This is a genomic window from Thermogemmatispora onikobensis, assembly GCF_001748285.1.
Lineage (GTDB): Bacteria > Chloroflexota > Ktedonobacteria > Ktedonobacterales > Ktedonobacteraceae > Thermogemmatispora > Thermogemmatispora onikobensis.
On sequence record NZ_BDGT01000010.1, the window covers coordinates 100,015 to 115,570 of the forward strand.

Sequence of the window (15,556 nt, forward strand, 5' to 3'; positions counted from 1 at the left end):
CGAGGAGGAAGCCGGGTCGGGCATGGAGCAAACAGAGAGGCAAGGCTGCCCAGACAAGATCTTGCGTCGCCCGCCGTCGAGCGCGGCCAGCCTGCGCCCCAGGGTCTCCACCGCCTGACAGCCTGACGATCACATAGCAGCACAGGTAAGGCAATGCAGCATAGCACAGAACTGGCACAACAGTCAACGGGCGGCGAGCTGCTAACAGCCCCAGGAGGTTTCTCCGGGTGAGGGGCCCCCACAATGAGGGAGGTCCTCCCCCACTCACACGGGTTCCCCTTGGCGTAGCACGCCCGGTCCCAGAGATGTCCGCGAGGCCGGCAAGCGCGATCAACGGCCCTCGCTCCTGTGAAGGACCGAAGGACCCATCCCAGGTTGCAATGCAAACGAGGTAGGTAGCCTTGCGCTTGCTCCCCCATCCAGCACTGAGTAGAATTGCTTATGACCAGGCCACCCCACGTCTGCAGGAAAGCGGAGTGTTTTTTTTTAGTGCATCGACCTCGACAGAGATAAGGAGCGAAAGAAGTATGGCTATCGAGGAGAGGTCTTCAGCGATCAACGCGAGCGCCCTGCAGACGAATCTGCGCGGGCAAGTCATCCAGAAGGGCGAGGCCGCCTACGAGGCAGCTCGCCGCGTCTACAACGCCATGATCGATAAGCGGCCAGCCCTCATCGTGCGCTGCGCCGACATAGCCGACGTGATCACCGCCGTCAACTTCGCCCGCGATCATGAGCTGCCGCTGTCGATCCGCAGCGGCGGTCACAATGCTGGCGGATTGGGAAGCTGCGATGATGGCCTGGTGATCGATCTATCTCTTCTGCGCTACACCCACGTCGATCCCGACCGGTGCACAGCGCGCGTCGGCGCCGGCTGCACCTGGGGTGACGTCGATCACGCCACCCATGCCTTCGGTCTGGCTGTGCCATCGGGGATCATCTCGACCACTGGCATCGGCGGCCTGACACTCGGCGGTGGCCTGGGCCACCTCACGCGCACCTACGGCCTGGCCATCGACAATCTGCTGGAAGCGACCGTGGTGCTGGCAGACGGCAGCGTCGTAGTGGCCAGCGAGCAGCAGCACCCTGATCTTTTCTGGGGCTTGCGCGGCGGCGGCGGCAACTTCGGCGTTGTCACCTCCTTCCTGTTTCGCACCCAGCCAGTCGACACGGTGTATGCTGGCCCCATGCTCTGGGAGTTAGAGAAGGCCCCCGAGATTCTTCACTGGTACCAGAACCTGATTACGACCGCCCCCGAGGATCTCAACGGCTTCTTCGCCTTCCTGACTGTGCCGCCAGGCCCACCGTTCCCGGAGCATTTGCACAATAAGAAGGTCTGCGGCGTGATCTGGTGCTACACAGGGCCACTGGACAGGGCAGAACAGACCTTCCAGCCGATCCGCCAGTTCCGTCAGCCAGCATTGGACCTCGTAGGGCCACTTCCCTTCCCCGCGCTGCAGAGTATGTTTGACGCGCTCTATCCACCTGGCCTGCAGTGGTATTGGAAAGCGGACTTTGTGAAAGAGCTGAGCGATGAAGCGATTCGCCTGCACATGCAGCACGGCTCTCAGCTCCCGACGCTGCACTCAACGATGCATCTCTACCCGGTGAATGGGGCCGCCAGCCGCGTGAGCAATAACGCCACCGCCTGGAGCTACCGCGATGCCACCTGGGCCGAGGTGATCGTGGGAGTCAGCCCAGACCCCGCCCAGAAGAAGACGATTACTGACTGGGCACGTGCCTACTGGACAGCGCTGCATCCCTACTCCGAAAGCGGAGCCTACATCAATTTCATGATGGAGGGGGAAGGCGATGAGCGTGTCCGCGCCGCCTACCGCGAGAACTACCAGCGACTCAGCCAGGTGAAGCGGCACTACGATCCGGCTAACTTGTTCCGCATCAATCAGAACATCCAGCCTGCTCTCTAGGTCAACCTTCCTGCAGACCTAGGGCCTCAGACCAGCATAAGTCAAAAGCGGCGCGCAGGCCAGGCGAGTAGCATCCTCGGACTGCACGTCGCTCGTCATTGACTTCCATTCCCTCCTTCTCCGCTTAGCGAGCGTGAAGCCTGCAGACCAGATCAAACTGGCGCCCCAACCACGGCAAGAGCCAATCCACCCCCGTCTGCCCCCCATTGGCTGTAGCCAATCGGCCCCCAGGCAGATAAAATTTTTGCTGGCACTCTTGCCAGCGATCCCGATCGGACCCGGACACCCGCCCTTCACCTCCGATCCAGTCAGCCAGACAGGCTAGCAGCAGCTACGCCACGGAGCGAGCCACTTCCCGCCCTGTGACGCCAGTTAATCTATGATGCACCAGTTTATTGTCTCGCTTGTTTTTCATCTTATCAGCAGTATATTTGTGAAGAGCTATGCAAAGAGAACAAATAAAGACCTTTGTGAGTAAAGATCGCCTAGCATTCGCCAGTGGTCCTGAGCGGTCAGGGTCCGCAGCAGCCCGCCAGCGTCCGGGCAGCCTGCGCCCTGCCGATCGCCTGGGCATCATCCTGGCCCTGCTCGCCCTCTATATTATCTGGGGTTCCACCTATCTGGGCATGCGCCAGGCGCTCACCAGTTTTCCGCCCTTTCTCATGGGCGGCCTACGCTTCGTCTGTGCCGGCATCCTGCTCTATCTCTTCCTGCGCCTGCGCGGCGAGCCGCGGCCCAGCCTGCGCCAGTGGCTGGCCGGAGCCGGCATCGGCGTTCTCATGCTGGTTGGCAGCAACGGTATGGTCGCCTTTGCCGAGCAGTGGGTCGCCAGTGGCCTGGCCGCCATTGCCCTGGCCGCCGTGCCGCTATGGACCGCGCTCTTCTCCGGCCTGAGTGGGCGCTGGCCGCGACGCCTCGAATGGCTCGGCCTACTCGTCGGCTTCGCCGGTGTCATCCTGCTCAACCTGCAGAGCGGCCTGCGAGCCAATCCCCAGGGGGCCATTGCCCTCCTGATCGCCCCCATCTGCTGGTCGCTTGGCTCCGTCTGGAGCGCGCGCCTGCCACTGGCCTCCGGCCTGATGGCCAGCGCCACCCAGATGCTGGCTGGCGGCCTGGCCCAGCTCACCATCGGCCTGCTACTAGGAGAACGTCCCAGCCTGCCGCCGGCTTCGGGCGCACTCCTGGCGATCGTCTATCTGGTCGGCGCCGGCTCCCTGCTCGGCTACTGTGCCTACGGCTATCTGCTGCGCCGTGTGCGGCCCGCTCTCGCCACCAGCTACGCTTATGTCAATCCTCTGGTCGCCGTTTTCCTGGGCGCTCTCTTTGCCCACGAGCAGGTCTCGCTGCTCGAACTGCTGGCCATGCTCATCATCCTGGGCAGCGTCGCCCTCATCTCGCTCCAGCCACGTCCAGCTCCTCCTGCCAGCGACATCGAGCAGCCCACCAGCGTCCTCGACAGCCAGAGCGAGCCACAGCAGATCAGCTCACTACGGGCACAAGCCGACCGCTAGCCGGGAGCCGAACAGAGCGAGGGAGGAGGAGGAGGAGGAGGAGAAGAAGAAGAAGAAGAGATCAGGAGACAAAGAGCAAAAAGAGAGAGAAAATAGATAATCACCGGCGAGCGAGGCCGGCCTGGCCTCGCTGCCGGGAGAGGCTTCTCCTCAGCAAGAGGTCAGTCAGGGATTGGCGCGCAGGAAATTGTCGACCTCTTCCAGGTCGCTCGGAGAGAGACGGAACTCCGCCGCACCGATCAGCTCGCTGACCTGCTCAGGCCGGCGCGCCCCCACAATCGCCCCAGTCACCGCTGGATGGCGCAGCGTCCAGGCGATCGCCACCTCGCCCGCCGTGCGCCCATAGCGATAGCCGATATCGCCCAGGAGCTGCGCCAGAGCCAGATTGCGCGACAGGCGCGGCTCCTGGAAATCGGGGTGATGCTTGCGCCAGTCGTTATCGGGCAGGGCCGCCACCCGCTCTTTGGTCATCCGCCCTGTCAGCAGGCCCGAAGCCATCGGTGAATAGACGATCACCCCGATATTATGCTGCTGGCAATAGGGCAGAATCTCCTCTTCAATCTCACGATGGATCAGAGAGTAGGGCGGCTGCAGCGAACTGATGGGAGCAATGGCCCGCGCCCGCTCCATCTGGGCCACATTGAAGTTTGAGACCCCAATATAGCGTACCTTGCCGGCGCGCTGCAGCTCGGCGAGTGTGCTCCAGCCCTCCTCGATATCCTCTTCGGGCACCGGCCAGTGAATCTGATAGAGATCGATGGCCTCGACGCCCAAACGGCGCAGGCTCGCCTCGGCCTCGCGGCGAATCGAATCGGCCTTGAGCACATTGCGTACCTGCCCATTGCTGCTCTCATCCCAGACCAGCGAGCACTTTGTAAAAATGTACGGGCGTTCGTTGGGACTGCGCTCGCGCACGGCTCGCCCGACAATCTCCTCCGAATGCCCCAGGCCATAGGCCGCCGCTGTATCGATCCAATTGATCCCAAGGTCTAAAGCCTTATGAATCGCCGCCAACGAGTCCGCATCATCCTGTGGACCCCAGCCAAAGGTCCAGTTGCCGCCTCCAATCGCCCATGTCCCCAGCCCCAGCGGCGTGATTTCCATGTCGGTGTTCCCTAAGCGTCGCTTCTGCATAGACACTCCTTCCGCAACCTGTTCGCCATCTCAACTGCTTTGTGGTAGGTGCTCAGAAGGCCCTCACAGCCCCTGGCCTTCTCATCTTATTCCAAAGGAGACCCGTAACGCAAACTCAGGCAAAGAGCCTGTTTGTAGGGAATGGAATGCCGCGGGGAGGCCGCCAGCCGTCGTTTGCCAGAGGCGCTACTCTCCGTGATTCATGGGCTGAAGGATGCCTCGCTCATAGCTGCCCTACAGCAAGGAACAAGAGGAAGGCAAATTTCTCGCACTTTTAGACCACAGCGCTCCGGAGCCACTACCGACTGACAGAGCGGTCAGCCAGAGGGTGAAGTTGGCGAACACTTAGAGTCACGCACAAAGGAGCAAGGGAAGGGGTGGGCGCGGCAGGAGGACAGCAGGAGCACGCCCCGGCTGTACTCCCCTGGCCTGGCCTCACTCCTGCACGTCTGGCACTGGCAGCCCCAGTAGTTCCTCCTCCAGTTGCTGCCAGACCAGCTGCTCCGCCTGTGTCACTTTCAGCGGACGGTCATTCAAAGCAGCCTCGCGCATCAAAGCCGCGACTCGTCGCTGGAAATGTCTGAAATGCTCCTCTTGCACCTGTGAGGGAGGCATGGTTTGCAGATCAATCAGCTGCAGTTCATAGAACTCAAGAGGCTCAAAGGCCAGTGCCAGGAGATCGGCATACTCCTGCACCAGCCGACTGCGTCCAGGCGAGAAGAAGTCAGGTCGCGTGCTGGAGACGAGCAGGCCCCCAGCCACACAGCTGGAGCGCAGAATGGGCGCAATGGCACAGCCCACTTCTCCCTCGATCGGGCGCGCAGGATAGTAACCCTGATCGCGTATCAGGTCCTGGATGACAATCAGCCGCCCCTGGGCCACCGTATAGCCGGCGAGCGACTCCGCTCCCAAAAAGCCAGCTTTCTGCTCAACGCTGCTCTGCCAGGGGCCAGTGCCAATACCAACGCGCTTGCGCAGACTGCGCACTTTGCCATTGGGGCCAGAGGGCGGCATGCACTGTACCACAGTGATCGCAATGCCAACCTGATGGGGATCAAGCTGTCCAATCGCTTGCTGGAGGATCAGACTGGCGATGGACCAGAAGCGCAGCATGGCCAGCGCCGTGGCATGGGTATTGAGGACACGAGCATAGAAGGCCGAGGGGATCTCTTCCTCTTCCAGCTCCAGCATTGGCTCCCCTAGATTGGCGAGGCCAAACTCTTCACCGAACGCTTGCTGCAGCTCCGCACGATACTGTGGGAGAGCTTCAGCCAACAACCTCAGATTCTGAGGACGGGGCTGTGACTCCCCTTCAGCCCAGCGTGTCAGGGTCAGCGGCGTGACTCCCAACTTGTTGGCCAGCGTCTGTTTCTGCCGCGGGTCACTAATGAGGCTTGCCAGCAGTTCCCGCCAGTTTCGGCTCTGTTGCATCTAACTACCTTGGTCCTTTGAAATAGTGGGTGGATACAGATCGCGTTCTCAGGTGATAGCAAAAACTGAGATCCTTCGGATCAGGTGCCAGTGGTAAAACAATCCCCTCTCGCAGCGGCTCCGCGTGGTCAGAAATATTGACAGCGGTTGTAATTATACCACAATTCGCCCAGTGGAGAACGATAGTTGTGCAGACTCAAGGTCCGAAAAGCGGCATTTAGGCTATCTAAATAGTGAGAAGAGGCCAGCGAAAGCGCTACCCAGCGGCAGAGAAGCAGAGAAGCAAACAAGCCAGCAGGCCAGGTTGTCCCCAAAACCAGGGACTCTTGAGTCGTTGGACAGGGACCCGGCAACGGCTCGCCAGCCTTGCACGCTGCCGAAGCCGGTCCCTATCCAGCTCAGGCGCCCAGGGCCTCCAGCAACATATCGCCCTCTTCAGGAGAAAGCCGGCCTTCAGCTATCATGCGCAAAATCGCTTCGCGCTCGCGCTCATGCTCGTGCTCGACGGCGGCAACTGGGGCGGGATCTGATACGGACTCCGCGGCTGCCTGGGAGGACACTGCTGGCTGCGAACCAGGTTGCTCAGCCGAGGATGCCGCGGGCCGCATGGGGGGTGTTTCTGTTCTCTCCTTTGATCCGCTCGAAGGTGGCGGTGAAGCCTGCCAGCGCTCTTCAGCCGATGAGACCAGGCCCAGATTGCGCAAGGCCCGCTCCACGGCCTCCATTGCCCCCGCTACTCCTTCCGCAGCAGCCCGCTGAGCCTGATCGAGCATGCGATAGAGACGCTCCGGGTCCATCTGCCACTCATGTTCCTGAAAGCGCAGGCGCACTCGCGATCCCCCACGCTGGGGCCCGAACCGGGCAAAGCGGCGCTCCCAGGCCGAGGCCCGCTCCTGTGCACGCCGTGCTTGCTCCTCCAGCATGCGCAGTACCTCCTCAGACCAGCGGGCGCTCGACTCTACTCCAGCCCCAGCCAGCTCGCGGGCCAGGTCTTGAGCCAGGCGCGTCATCTCGCGGGCCAGCTCCTGACCCAGGGTAGTCATGGTCCGACCGAAAGCTTTCATCTCCTGCTCAAAGTCCTCCCAAGACCATAACAAGGAGCGCCAAGGTCCCTCATCGGCACGGGGATGATCCCCCCCCTGCAGGCGCAGATTGCCACCAACGCGCAGCTCCACCTGGGCCTCCCCCGAGCCATAAACCAGCGAGAGCAGGCGTGTCTCACCTCGCTCCTGGCCGAGACCAGCGCCACTGACGCTCCCACCGACCACGGCCCGCAAGGTAAGATTAGCCTGCGCCGGCAGCGAGAGCACCGCATCGCCACTTACATTCAAGCGCGTGAATGAGCCTGGCGGAAAGTCTGCCTGCAACGAAAGATCGCCCTCTACGGTCCCCATCTCCAGAGAAGCATGGATCTTCTTCAGGACCGCATCCGACACCACCTGACTCACCCTCATCTGGCCCATTACCTCGCGACAATCGAGGTCGCCACTGATACGCCCGATTTCCACCTCACCGCTGATATCGCGCAGCACCGCGTCGCCCTCGATGCCGCCTATATAGACCTGGGCAGCGCCGAGCAGCTCCAGATCGCCCCCGATCTGCCCTAGTACCACCTTCGTATCAGTCCCCCCCTGTACCTGGGCATCGCCACCAACACGCCCACAGCGTAATGAGCTGGCAACAGCGGGCAGGCGCAGATCGCCACCAACGGAGCCGAGCAGGACCGTACCGCCGCCTTCCACTACAAGATCGCCGCCCACCGAGGACATCTCCAGCCGCTCGACCTCTTTGACCAGGCCCTCGCCAATCTCGCCGCGCACGCGCATCAGCGGTACCTCCTGCACGCGCAGATCTCCCGCAACGCGCCCGAGAACCAGCGCCTCGCTCAGACGCTTCACCGCCAGATCCGCACGCGCCTCTTCCAGCTCACAGAGCCGAATGCCCTGAATATCTCCGTCCCCAGCGAGCCAGCCCACGGAGAGAGCCGCATCTGCTGGCAGCCAGAGCGTCAGGTCACCACGACAATCGCCCAGTACCAGGCATTCCTTGCCGCCACGCACCAGCTCCGCCGCCAGGGCGTGGTCGCTCTCGATCAGCACGCGCTGAAGCTCACCAGGATGCTCACCAGGATGCTCACCGGGACGCACAACGAGATCGCCACTGATGCGGTCCACCCTGATCCGTGGCTGGGGTCCAACACTCACCGTTTGTCGCATAAGGCAGCCTCCTCAGGGCACACAAAACCCCTGTACCGAGCGGAGCACCAGCCAGCGCAAGCCACAGTCTCCGCTCGCTCCTTTCAGATCATCTTTCGTCGAGTAAGCTGGTACCCAGGACCTGGCCTATCGGCTCGCCAGAGACGAGAGCACCTGGCTACCTGGCGCGCCCACTCTAGCGCTCTTCCAGGAAGATCTCTACGCGCTCATTCTCCTCCAGATCCTGGAAATCAAGCAGGCGTCCTGTGGAAGCCTGAGCGATGGCACGCAGCAGCTGCTCCAGGGCACTGCCACTAATCTGAGGAGCCAAACGAGTTGCCAGACGCAAACCCACCTCGATAAGCTCCACCGGGATCGTCACACTTGTCCGGGGACGATTCTGCAGCAGATCAGTCACGCGGATATGTACCAGGCGCTGGCGTGACCTGGCCCGCGGAACAGGCACGGCCTCCGCAGGCGATGCCAGGGCATCGAGCAAGCGAGCAGCCTCAGCAGCACTGACCTGACCAGCCTCAATCAAACGCAGAATGCGATCGCGCTCTTCAGCGGGAACTGGCATCTGACTGACCTCGCAGTAGGCGCATGGCCTCCTCAACTGTAATTTCGCGCGCGGCCAGGCGATCCAGAATCGCGCGTCGATCAACACTGGGACGAGGCTCGCTCTCGGGCGGCCCCCCAAGAGCAGCCACAATCTCATCCAGACGGCTGCGCGCCGTGTTGTAGGCAATATCCAGCTCACTGGCCAGCTTCTGAATATTGCCGCGATTCTTAACCAGGCGCTCCACAAAATCGAGCTGCTCGGGAGTAAGACGCCCAATCCACCCAAGGCTAAAACGCCCCTCGATCACTACGCCGCTCTCAGGACACTCCAGGCGCGTCACGATCAGCTCGCCGCCGCTCACCGGGTCTCTGGTTATCAGCCTGTGCATGCTTCTCTCTTCTTCACCGGGACCATCTTCTCGCCCCGGACCTCCTGAATCCAATTTCCCATATGGACCACCGGCCCAGTTCGGGAATGGCTATGCGTTTCTGCTCATGATTTTAGCACAGTCGCTCAATTTCGTCAATGAATATGGCAAAATACACCCCAAAAATGGAGAGATATACCATTGATGATGCCATCTCTACCCTCACACCCCCCAGGATGAGCAAAAGACCGACAACTAAGTATTTATACCTGGGCAATACATGTTACTGCTTTCTGCTTAACCCGTCACACTTTGCGAAGCCGCCCGGCAGAGTCGGGTGAAAGCGGCCCCTGCCCATTCCTCCGGCACAGCATGCTCCTCGTCCAGCCTGGCGACTAGCTCTCTCTTCAGGAGCGTAGCTATGGAAGACACTGATTGCTCTCATTCTAAAGCGTTCTTGAGGACCGCTCCTTCTGAAAGCATCTCTCTATCGCATTCCTTCTACGAGCGAAGACCTGGTTTCTTTATGAGAAGCCTCTCCCCTTACCGGCCTCTGTTGAGCGGTGAGGGAATCTGGGCTACGTTACTGGCCCTGGTGGCTCTGGCTCTGGGCCTGTACCATCTTGGTACGCCTAGCCTCTGGTTCGACGAATTGCTCTCGGTCTCGCGGGCCTCACAATCGTTGCCCACGCTCTGGCACACCATTCTCTTGCCCTACAATGTCGCGCGCGTCACTCTGGGTACAGAGAAGGCCAGCCAGGCGACTGATCCATCCGCCCTAGCCACCTACGCCGCGCACCATGCGCGCCTCTTCTATGTTACTGCTCGGCTGCCCAACGCGGCAGCCGTTCAGCGCGCTCAGGCCAGCGTCGCCTGGCTCTCCTCTCACTACCACCTGCTGGCCTCTTTTGCTACCAGCACCGCTCACGTCTATCTGTTTGAGACGGCAAGCTAGGACCAGCAAGGCGTGACGGCCTGCCGGCTCTCATCAAACTGGCCTTGACAGGCCGTCACAATGGGCCGTATAATTAGAGGAGCAAATCCGAGTATTAGAGTAAGGATTAATCGAGGTGGCGCTGTTTCCTCATGTGTGAGGCAGGGGTCTCGACGCCACACTGAGGTGATGTGAGATGAGCACGCAAGAAATCTTCGGTACTGCCGAGCCGAGCTACACCGCTGGCTTCCATGTACCTGAAAATTACGCCTTCAAGTCGAAGAAGGGGCTGAGCCGCGAGGTCGTGGAGCAGATCTCGGAGATGAAGGGCGAGCCTGACTGGATGCGCCGCTTCCGTCTCAAGAGCCTCGACCTCTTTCTGAAGCGGCCTCTGCCTACCTGGGGTGCAGACCTCTCGGGGATCAACTTCGACGATATCTACTACTACATTAAGCCCGTCAGGGAACAGGGCCGCTCGTGGGACGAGGTGCCGCCCGAGATTAAGGAGACCTTCGATCGTCTGGGTATCCCCGAGGCGGAGCGCAAGTATCTGGCCGGCGTGACGGCCCAGTATGAGAGCGAGGCGGTCTATCATAAGGTCCGCGAGGATCTGGAGAAGATGGGCGTGATCTTTATGGATATGGATAGCGCCCTGCGCCTCTACCCGGACCTGGTGAAGGAGTACTTCGGTACGATCGTTCCGCCCTCCGATAATAAGTTCGCTTCGCTCAATAGCGCGGTCTGGAGCGGCGGCAGCTTTGTCTATGTGCCGGAGAATGTGCGCGTGGAGATTCCTCTCCAGGCCTACTTCCGCATCAATGCCCAGAATATGGGCCAGTTCGAGCGGACGCTGATCATCGCGGAACCCGGCTCGTATGTCCACTATGTGGAGGGCTGCACGGCTCCTACCTATTCGACCGATAGCCTCCATAGCGCCGTGGTGGAGATTATCGTGAAGCGCGGCGCCCGCGTGCGCTATACAACGATCCAGAACTGGTCGAAGAACGTCTATAACCTGGTGACGAAGCGCGCCGCCGCCTACGCCGATGCGACGATGGAGTGGGTCGATGGCAACCTGGGCTCGAAGGTGACGATGAAGTATCCTGCCGTCCTGCTGATGGAGCCGGGCGCACGCGGCGATATTCTGTCCGTGGCCTTCGCCGGCGACGGGCAGCATCAGGATGCCGGCGCGAAGGTAACCCATCTGGCCCCATACACAACTTCGCAGATTCTGTCGAAGTCGGTCTCGAAGGGCACGGGCCGCGCCTCTTACCGCGGACTGGTGCGCGTCAATCCGGAGGCCCACCATACGAAGTGCAGCGTGCGCTGCGACGCCCTGCTGCTGGATGAGCAGGCCCGCACCGATACGTATCCGACGATGCGGATCGAGAATAATGAGACGGAGATCGGCCACGAGGCTACCGTCTCGAAGGTCGGTGAGGATCAGCTCTTCTACCTGATGAGCCGCGGTCTGGACGAGTCGGAGGCTTATTCGCTGATCGTGAACGGCTTCATCGAGCCGATCACCAAGGAGCTGCCGATGGAGTACGCGGTCGAGCTGAACCGCCTCATCCAACTGGAGATGTCGGGCAGCGTCGGTTGATCTCACCTGCCCAGCCCACGCCCAGCACGGAGCAGAAGCTCTCAGTCAAGGGTCATCGCCTGCCTACGGCGATGACCTTTTTTGTCGGTCCGCTCACTCCCGTCGAGCAGAGGACAAAACTCCACCCCTGTGTCGGCGCTCAAGAAAGAGGGGGCGCTCGCCAGCGCCAGGGAGGGAGCCAGCCGGGAGCCAGGGGACTCAGGAAGTGGCGGTCTGCGGGGCAATGCCTTCAAAGACTGTGTCGATGAGCCGTTCGATGATGGCCTCGTTGAAGGGCTGCGGCTGCGAGGGCGCCAGGGGACCCAGCATGAGGTGATAGAAGAGCGGCCCGGCCACCATATCGATGATCAGCCAGGGGTCCAGATCAGAGCGCACTTCACCGCGCTCCTGGGCCTGCCTGATTAGCTCGATAAACTGCTGCAGGCGCGGAGCAAAGAGACGCTCAACAAAGGCGCGATAGATCTCGGGGTTGATGTGGACCTCGCCAAGGGCCCGGAAGAGCAGCCGTTGCAGAAACGGGTTCTGTTGGATCGCTCGATAGGCCAGGGTATAGATGGCGATGAAGTCACGCCGCAGGTGACCAGTGTTGATGACCGGAACGTCGGTGTAGATGCGATGGGCGGCTTCCATGACCAGCTCTTCCTTGGAGGACCAGCGGCGGTAGATGGTGGCTTTGCTGACACCGGCCCGGGCCGCAACGCCCTCGATGGTCATGCCCTGATAGCCTTCTTCGGCTAGCTCTTCCAGGGTGGCCTGGAGGATGGCCATGTGAGCCTGGGCGCTCCGTGGACGCCCAGGCCGCCGTTGGGCTGATTCTGGCTCAGAGTCAGGAATGATCATGAGATGGCTCTTCCTCCCTTGCCTTCATTGTAGTAGGTGACTCTGCAGGCGTCAAGTCCACTGCATCAGTGACCCGAGCCTGGCGGCGGGCTCGCGCTGGCAGGAAGAGCAGCGCCACTAAGGCCCCGATAACGAGCACGGAGACAGTCACCAGGGCACTGCGATCGAATGCTTCGATGAAAGCCCGCTCTGCGGCGCTGCGCAGCAACGCCTGAGCCGGCGGCGGTAGCTGCCCGGCTACCACAATGGCCTTGCCAATGGAGTCGCGTACAGCTGCTCCCAGGACGGGCGGCAACTGCCCAAGGATGGCCGCAGCATGCTGCTGCAGGGCGTCACGGTAGACGGTCGAGAGGACGCTCCCCAGAACAGCAACGCCCAGCGCACCCCCAACCTGGCGCGTGGTGTCGTTGACGGCGGAACCGACGCCAGCACGTGCCACCGGCAGCGCGTCCATGATGGAGGTGGCCGCCGGCGCCGCGACCAGCCCGAGGCCCAGACCGGTGATCAGGAGCATGAGGGCAACGGGCGAATAGCCACTGCCCTGCTGGATGCAGGCCAGGAGGCCAGCCCCAATGGCGACGATGAAAAGCCCAATCGCTACCGGCAGCTTGGGACCGAGGCGCTCGCTGAGACGTGGAGCAACGATGGAGCCAAGCAGTAGCGTCGGGACGAGCGGCATGAGCGCCGCCCCAGCCTGCAGCGGCGTCTGCCCGACAACGAACTGCAGGTACTGGGTCAAGAGCAACAGCGCGCCAAAGGTGGCAAAGGTGGTAAGGGTCATCACCAGGCTGGCCACCGAAAAGCGCGGGTTACGGAAAAGGCGCACGTCCAGCATGGGTCGGCGCGTCCGCACTTCCCAGATGGCAAAGGCCAGCAGCAGCAGCAGCGCCAGGCCCAACGCCGTCAGGATCTGGCGATCGCCCCAGCCACGTTGAGGAGCTTCGATCAGCCCCCAGACAAGAGCACTCAGCCCGCCAATGGAGAGCAGAGTACCGAGTGGGTCGAGATGCGCTTGCTCAGGATCACGCGATTCGGGAACGAGCCAGAGCGTTCCGACCAGGGCGACGAAGACGATCGGGAGGTTGATGAGGAAGATGCTCCCCCAGGCGAAGTGATCGAGCAGCCAGCCCCCAACAAGCGGGCCGATCACGATCCCTAGCCCGGCAATGCCCGACCAGGCCCCAATGGCTCGCCCACGCTCCGGTCCGCTGAAGACAGCAGCAATGATGGCCAGGGTAGAGGGCATGATGAGAGCGGCCCCCAGCCCCATGACAGTACGCGCGGCGATGAGCAGGTCGGCTGAACCGGAGAGCATCGCCCACAGGGAGCCTCCCGCAAAGAGCAGCAGGCCCACCATGAGGACGAGCCGCCGCCCGTAACGATCGCAGAGGCTGCCCGCGCTGAGGAGCAGGCCAGCAAAGACCAGGGTGTAGGCGTCCACAAACCATTGGAGCTGGCTCTCGCTGGCTCCTAGCGCACGCGCCAGCGTCGGCAGGGCCACGTTTAAGATGGTGTTGTCCATGACGATGACCAGCAGGCTGAGACAGACAACGGCGAAGATCCACCAGCGCCGCTCGCTGACCTGCTGGCTCAATCCCAGACTGTTCAGGGTATCCATGCCCTGATTCCTCGCTTCCTATTTAGATACGAAACGGTATCGTTTCTTTATGGAGTATAGCACACCAAAATACGAAACGCCATAGTTTCGTATCCATAACGAGGAAAGCGAGTTACCTACCGACGATCTCTCGCGCTCAGCGCCAATCGAGTACCGCCCCTTGCTGCTGCTGCACGTACTTCAGAAAGCCTTTGCGGCCCATGCTGTTCCTGAGCGTCAGGCCGGGCAGCAGCGCATGTGAGACCAAGGCGCGCGGCCTGCCAGTAGCATCCACCTCGTAGAGACCATTGTAGCGCTGCCAGCGCGGCAGGAGGCTGATTGCCAGGAGTGAGTGCAAGACGAACAAGATAGAGGCCAGTATCTCCAGATGCCAGACAAAGAAGAGAAGAGCGAGGACAGTGACTATCAGCGCTCCAGCCAGGGTAGCAACTAGCATCCGTCTAGGAAGCGCCCAGGCCAGTGGTGGGGCATCCTCCCGCCACCAGTAGCGGCAGACCACGAGCTGACGATCGCTCAGCGGTTCTTGAGCCGAGCGTTCCATCCCCTTATCTCCTTTCCAATGCGGATCAGCCGGAGCGCCTGGGCGGTGCCTTCCGGGCATCGCTGGCGCTCCTGTTCGGCTTCCATTCACTATAAACGCAGGTGAAGTCGGTTACTCCAACAGAGGCGTCGGGAAGGGGTGGCATTGGGAGAAGAGGGCAGGACGATGCAGACGAGATGAGCGCAAGACAACGATGTGACCCTTTCCTTTCAAGGGTAGCCCCTCTTCATTCAACTCAGGCAGCTGCGGAGCTGCTTTTGCCGTCAGCGGTCCCCTATGGCAACAGTCCCGCGAGATCGTCAGTCAGCGGTTAGAGAAGTCTGACCAGGAGATCAAGCAGGAGCTGGAGGCCAAAGCCCAGGCACAGGACCTGCAAGAGTGTTGAGCGCGCTTCCTGCCGGCGGTAGAGGGCCGTCGCGACCGTGGCAATGATGAGCATCACTGGAAAGGAGGTGTTGAAGATGGAGAGTAAGGCCAGACCGTGCCGACCGCAGCCAATGGCTAGACAGAGAATGCCAAGCTCGCCTACCATAGCGCGGATATATCCCCGCAGTATTGTCGCGCTCACAGTTGGAAAGCGAAGAAGCCAGGGCTGTTGGCGTCGCCTGTACCAGATTTTTTCCAGGAGCTTGTAGGCCACCAGAAAGAGCAGCAATTGCCCCAGCAAGTTGAGCACGAGCAGGCCAGCCACCAGCACAACCCCTATTGACCAGGAGAGAGAGGTCTCGGCCTGGAGCAGGACCCCAGCCCCGCCCAGGGTCCCAAGACACAAGAGAGTATCGGGCCCAATCTGCCCTATCACCTTCACCAGCGGCTGCAGCTGTGCTCTTCCTCTCTCTTCAGACATGTAGCATTCCTCCTTCAATGATGGCTGCCGCCATGAGCAAGAAGAGGC

At 61.3% G+C, this 15,556-nt stretch carries 13 protein-coding genes; 4 read left to right on the forward strand and 9 right to left on the reverse strand.

Annotated elements, in window-relative coordinates:
• The first annotated feature begins 527 nt into the window (after positions 1–527).
• Positions 528–1,925, forward strand: coding sequence for an FAD-binding oxidoreductase (locus tag BGC09_RS06745; RefSeq protein ID WP_069803125.1), 1,398 nt, complete (start codon positions 528–530; stop codon positions 1,923–1,925).
• A gap of 470 nt (positions 1,926–2,395) precedes the next feature.
• Positions 2,396–3,436: a drug/metabolite exporter YedA gene (gene yedA, locus BGC09_RS06750; RefSeq protein ID WP_069803126.1), complete on the forward strand. Its 1,041-nt coding sequence runs from the start codon at positions 2,396–2,398 to the stop codon at positions 3,434–3,436.
• 165 nt (positions 3,437–3,601) lie between these two features.
• On the opposite strand, the gene BGC09_RS06755 is transcribed toward yedA, so the two are convergent.
• The 5 genes from BGC09_RS06755 to BGC09_RS06775 all read right to left on the reverse strand — a co-directional run bounded on the left by BGC09_RS06755 (position 3,602) and on the right by BGC09_RS06775 (position 9,146).
• Positions 3,602–4,570, reverse strand: coding sequence for an aldo/keto reductase (locus BGC09_RS06755; RefSeq protein ID WP_069803127.1), 969 nt, complete (start codon positions 4,568–4,570; stop codon positions 3,602–3,604).
• Positions 4,571–5,005: 435 nt separating this feature from the next.
• Positions 5,006–6,001: a helix-turn-helix domain-containing protein gene (locus BGC09_RS06760; RefSeq protein ID WP_069803128.1), complete on the reverse strand. Its 996-nt coding sequence runs from the start codon at positions 5,999–6,001 to the stop codon at positions 5,006–5,008.
• A gap of 398 nt (positions 6,002–6,399) precedes the next feature.
• Positions 6,400–8,217 carry an SHOCT-like domain-containing protein gene (locus BGC09_RS06765; protein WP_069803129.1) on the reverse strand — a complete coding sequence of 606 codons (1,818 nt, stop codon included), beginning with the start codon at positions 8,215–8,217 and terminating at the stop codon, positions 6,400–6,402.
• A gap of 175 nt (positions 8,218–8,392) precedes the next feature.
• Complete coding sequence (locus tag BGC09_RS06770; RefSeq protein ID WP_069803130.1) at positions 8,393–8,776, reverse strand: SHOCT-like domain-containing protein; 384 nt, start codon at positions 8,774–8,776, stop codon at positions 8,393–8,395.
• Complete coding sequence (locus tag BGC09_RS06775; protein ID WP_069803131.1) at positions 8,760–9,146, reverse strand: DUF2089 domain-containing protein; 387 nt, start codon at positions 9,144–9,146, stop codon at positions 8,760–8,762. Before BGC09_RS06775 ends, BGC09_RS06770 begins: the two co-directional genes overlap by 17 nt.
• A 505-nt stretch (positions 9,147–9,651) precedes the next feature.
• Between BGC09_RS06775 and BGC09_RS06780 the strand changes: the two genes are divergently transcribed.
• Positions 9,652–10,080 carry a hypothetical protein gene (locus tag BGC09_RS06780; protein ID WP_141727666.1) on the forward strand — a complete coding sequence of 143 codons (429 nt, stop codon included), beginning with the start codon at positions 9,652–9,654 and terminating at the stop codon, positions 10,078–10,080.
• Positions 10,081–10,255: 175 nt separating this feature from the next.
• The gene (gene sufB, locus BGC09_RS06785; RefSeq protein WP_069803133.1) at positions 10,256–11,662 is read left to right on the forward strand and encodes a Fe-S cluster assembly protein SufB; all 1,407 of its coding nucleotides are present in this window, start codon (positions 10,256–10,258) and stop codon (positions 11,660–11,662) included.
• Between the two features lie 198 nt (positions 11,663–11,860).
• On the opposite strand, the gene BGC09_RS06790 is transcribed toward sufB, so the two are convergent.
• The 4 genes from BGC09_RS06790 to BGC09_RS06805 form a co-directional block, all read right to left on the reverse strand.
• Complete coding sequence (locus tag BGC09_RS06790) at positions 11,861–12,502, reverse strand: TetR/AcrR family transcriptional regulator (protein WP_069803134.1); 642 nt, start codon at positions 12,500–12,502, stop codon at positions 11,861–11,863.
• Positions 12,489–14,120, reverse strand: coding sequence for an MFS transporter (locus BGC09_RS06795; RefSeq protein WP_069803135.1), 1,632 nt, complete (start codon positions 14,118–14,120; stop codon positions 12,489–12,491). The genes BGC09_RS06790 and BGC09_RS06795 overlap by 14 nt, the downstream gene beginning before the upstream one ends.
• A gap of 136 nt (positions 14,121–14,256) precedes the next feature.
• Positions 14,257–14,661, reverse strand: a complete 405-nt coding sequence (locus tag BGC09_RS06800) for a hypothetical protein (protein WP_069803136.1) — start codon at positions 14,659–14,661, stop codon at positions 14,257–14,259.
• A gap of 310 nt (positions 14,662–14,971) precedes the next feature.
• Positions 14,972–15,508 (reverse strand): hypothetical protein, encoded by a 537-nt coding sequence (locus tag BGC09_RS06805; protein WP_069803137.1) that lies wholly within the window; start codon positions 15,506–15,508, stop codon positions 14,972–14,974.
• Positions 15,509–15,556 lie beyond the last annotated feature (48 nt).

Coding starts and splice junctions, on each gene's coding strand:
- BGC09_RS06745 (WP_069803125.1), top strand. CDS start 528: ATGGCTATCGAGGAGAGGTCTTCAGCGATCAACGCGAGCGCCCTGCAG.
- BGC09_RS06755 (WP_069803127.1), bottom strand. CDS start 4,570: ATGCAGAAGCGACGCTTAGGGAACACCGACATGGAAATCACGCCGCTG.
- BGC09_RS06760 (WP_069803128.1), bottom strand. CDS start 6,001: ATGCAACAGAGCCGAAACTGGCGGGAACTGCTGGCAAGCCTCATTAGT.
- BGC09_RS06765 (WP_069803129.1), bottom strand. CDS start 8,217: ATGCGACAAACGGTGAGTGTTGGACCCCAGCCACGGATCAGGGTGGAC.
- BGC09_RS06770 (WP_069803130.1), bottom strand. CDS start 8,776: ATGCCAGTTCCCGCTGAAGAGCGCGATCGCATTCTGCGTTTGATTGAG.
- BGC09_RS06775 (WP_069803131.1), bottom strand. CDS start 9,146: ATGCACAGGCTGATAACCAGAGACCCGGTGAGCGGCGGCGAGCTGATC.
- BGC09_RS06780 (WP_141727666.1), top strand. CDS start 9,652: ATGAGAAGCCTCTCCCCTTACCGGCCTCTGTTGAGCGGTGAGGGAATC.
- sufB (WP_069803133.1), top strand. CDS start 10,256: ATGAGCACGCAAGAAATCTTCGGTACTGCCGAGCCGAGCTACACCGCT.
- BGC09_RS06790 (WP_069803134.1), bottom strand. CDS start 12,502: ATGATCATTCCTGACTCTGAGCCAGAATCAGCCCAACGGCGGCCTGGG.
- BGC09_RS06795 (WP_069803135.1), bottom strand. CDS start 14,120: ATGGATACCCTGAACAGTCTGGGATTGAGCCAGCAGGTCAGCGAGCGG.
- BGC09_RS06800 (WP_069803136.1), bottom strand. CDS start 14,661: ATGGAACGCTCGGCTCAAGAACCGCTGAGCGATCGTCAGCTCGTGGTC.
- BGC09_RS06805 (WP_069803137.1), bottom strand. CDS start 15,508: ATGTCTGAAGAGAGAGGAAGAGCACAGCTGCAGCCGCTGGTGAAGGTG.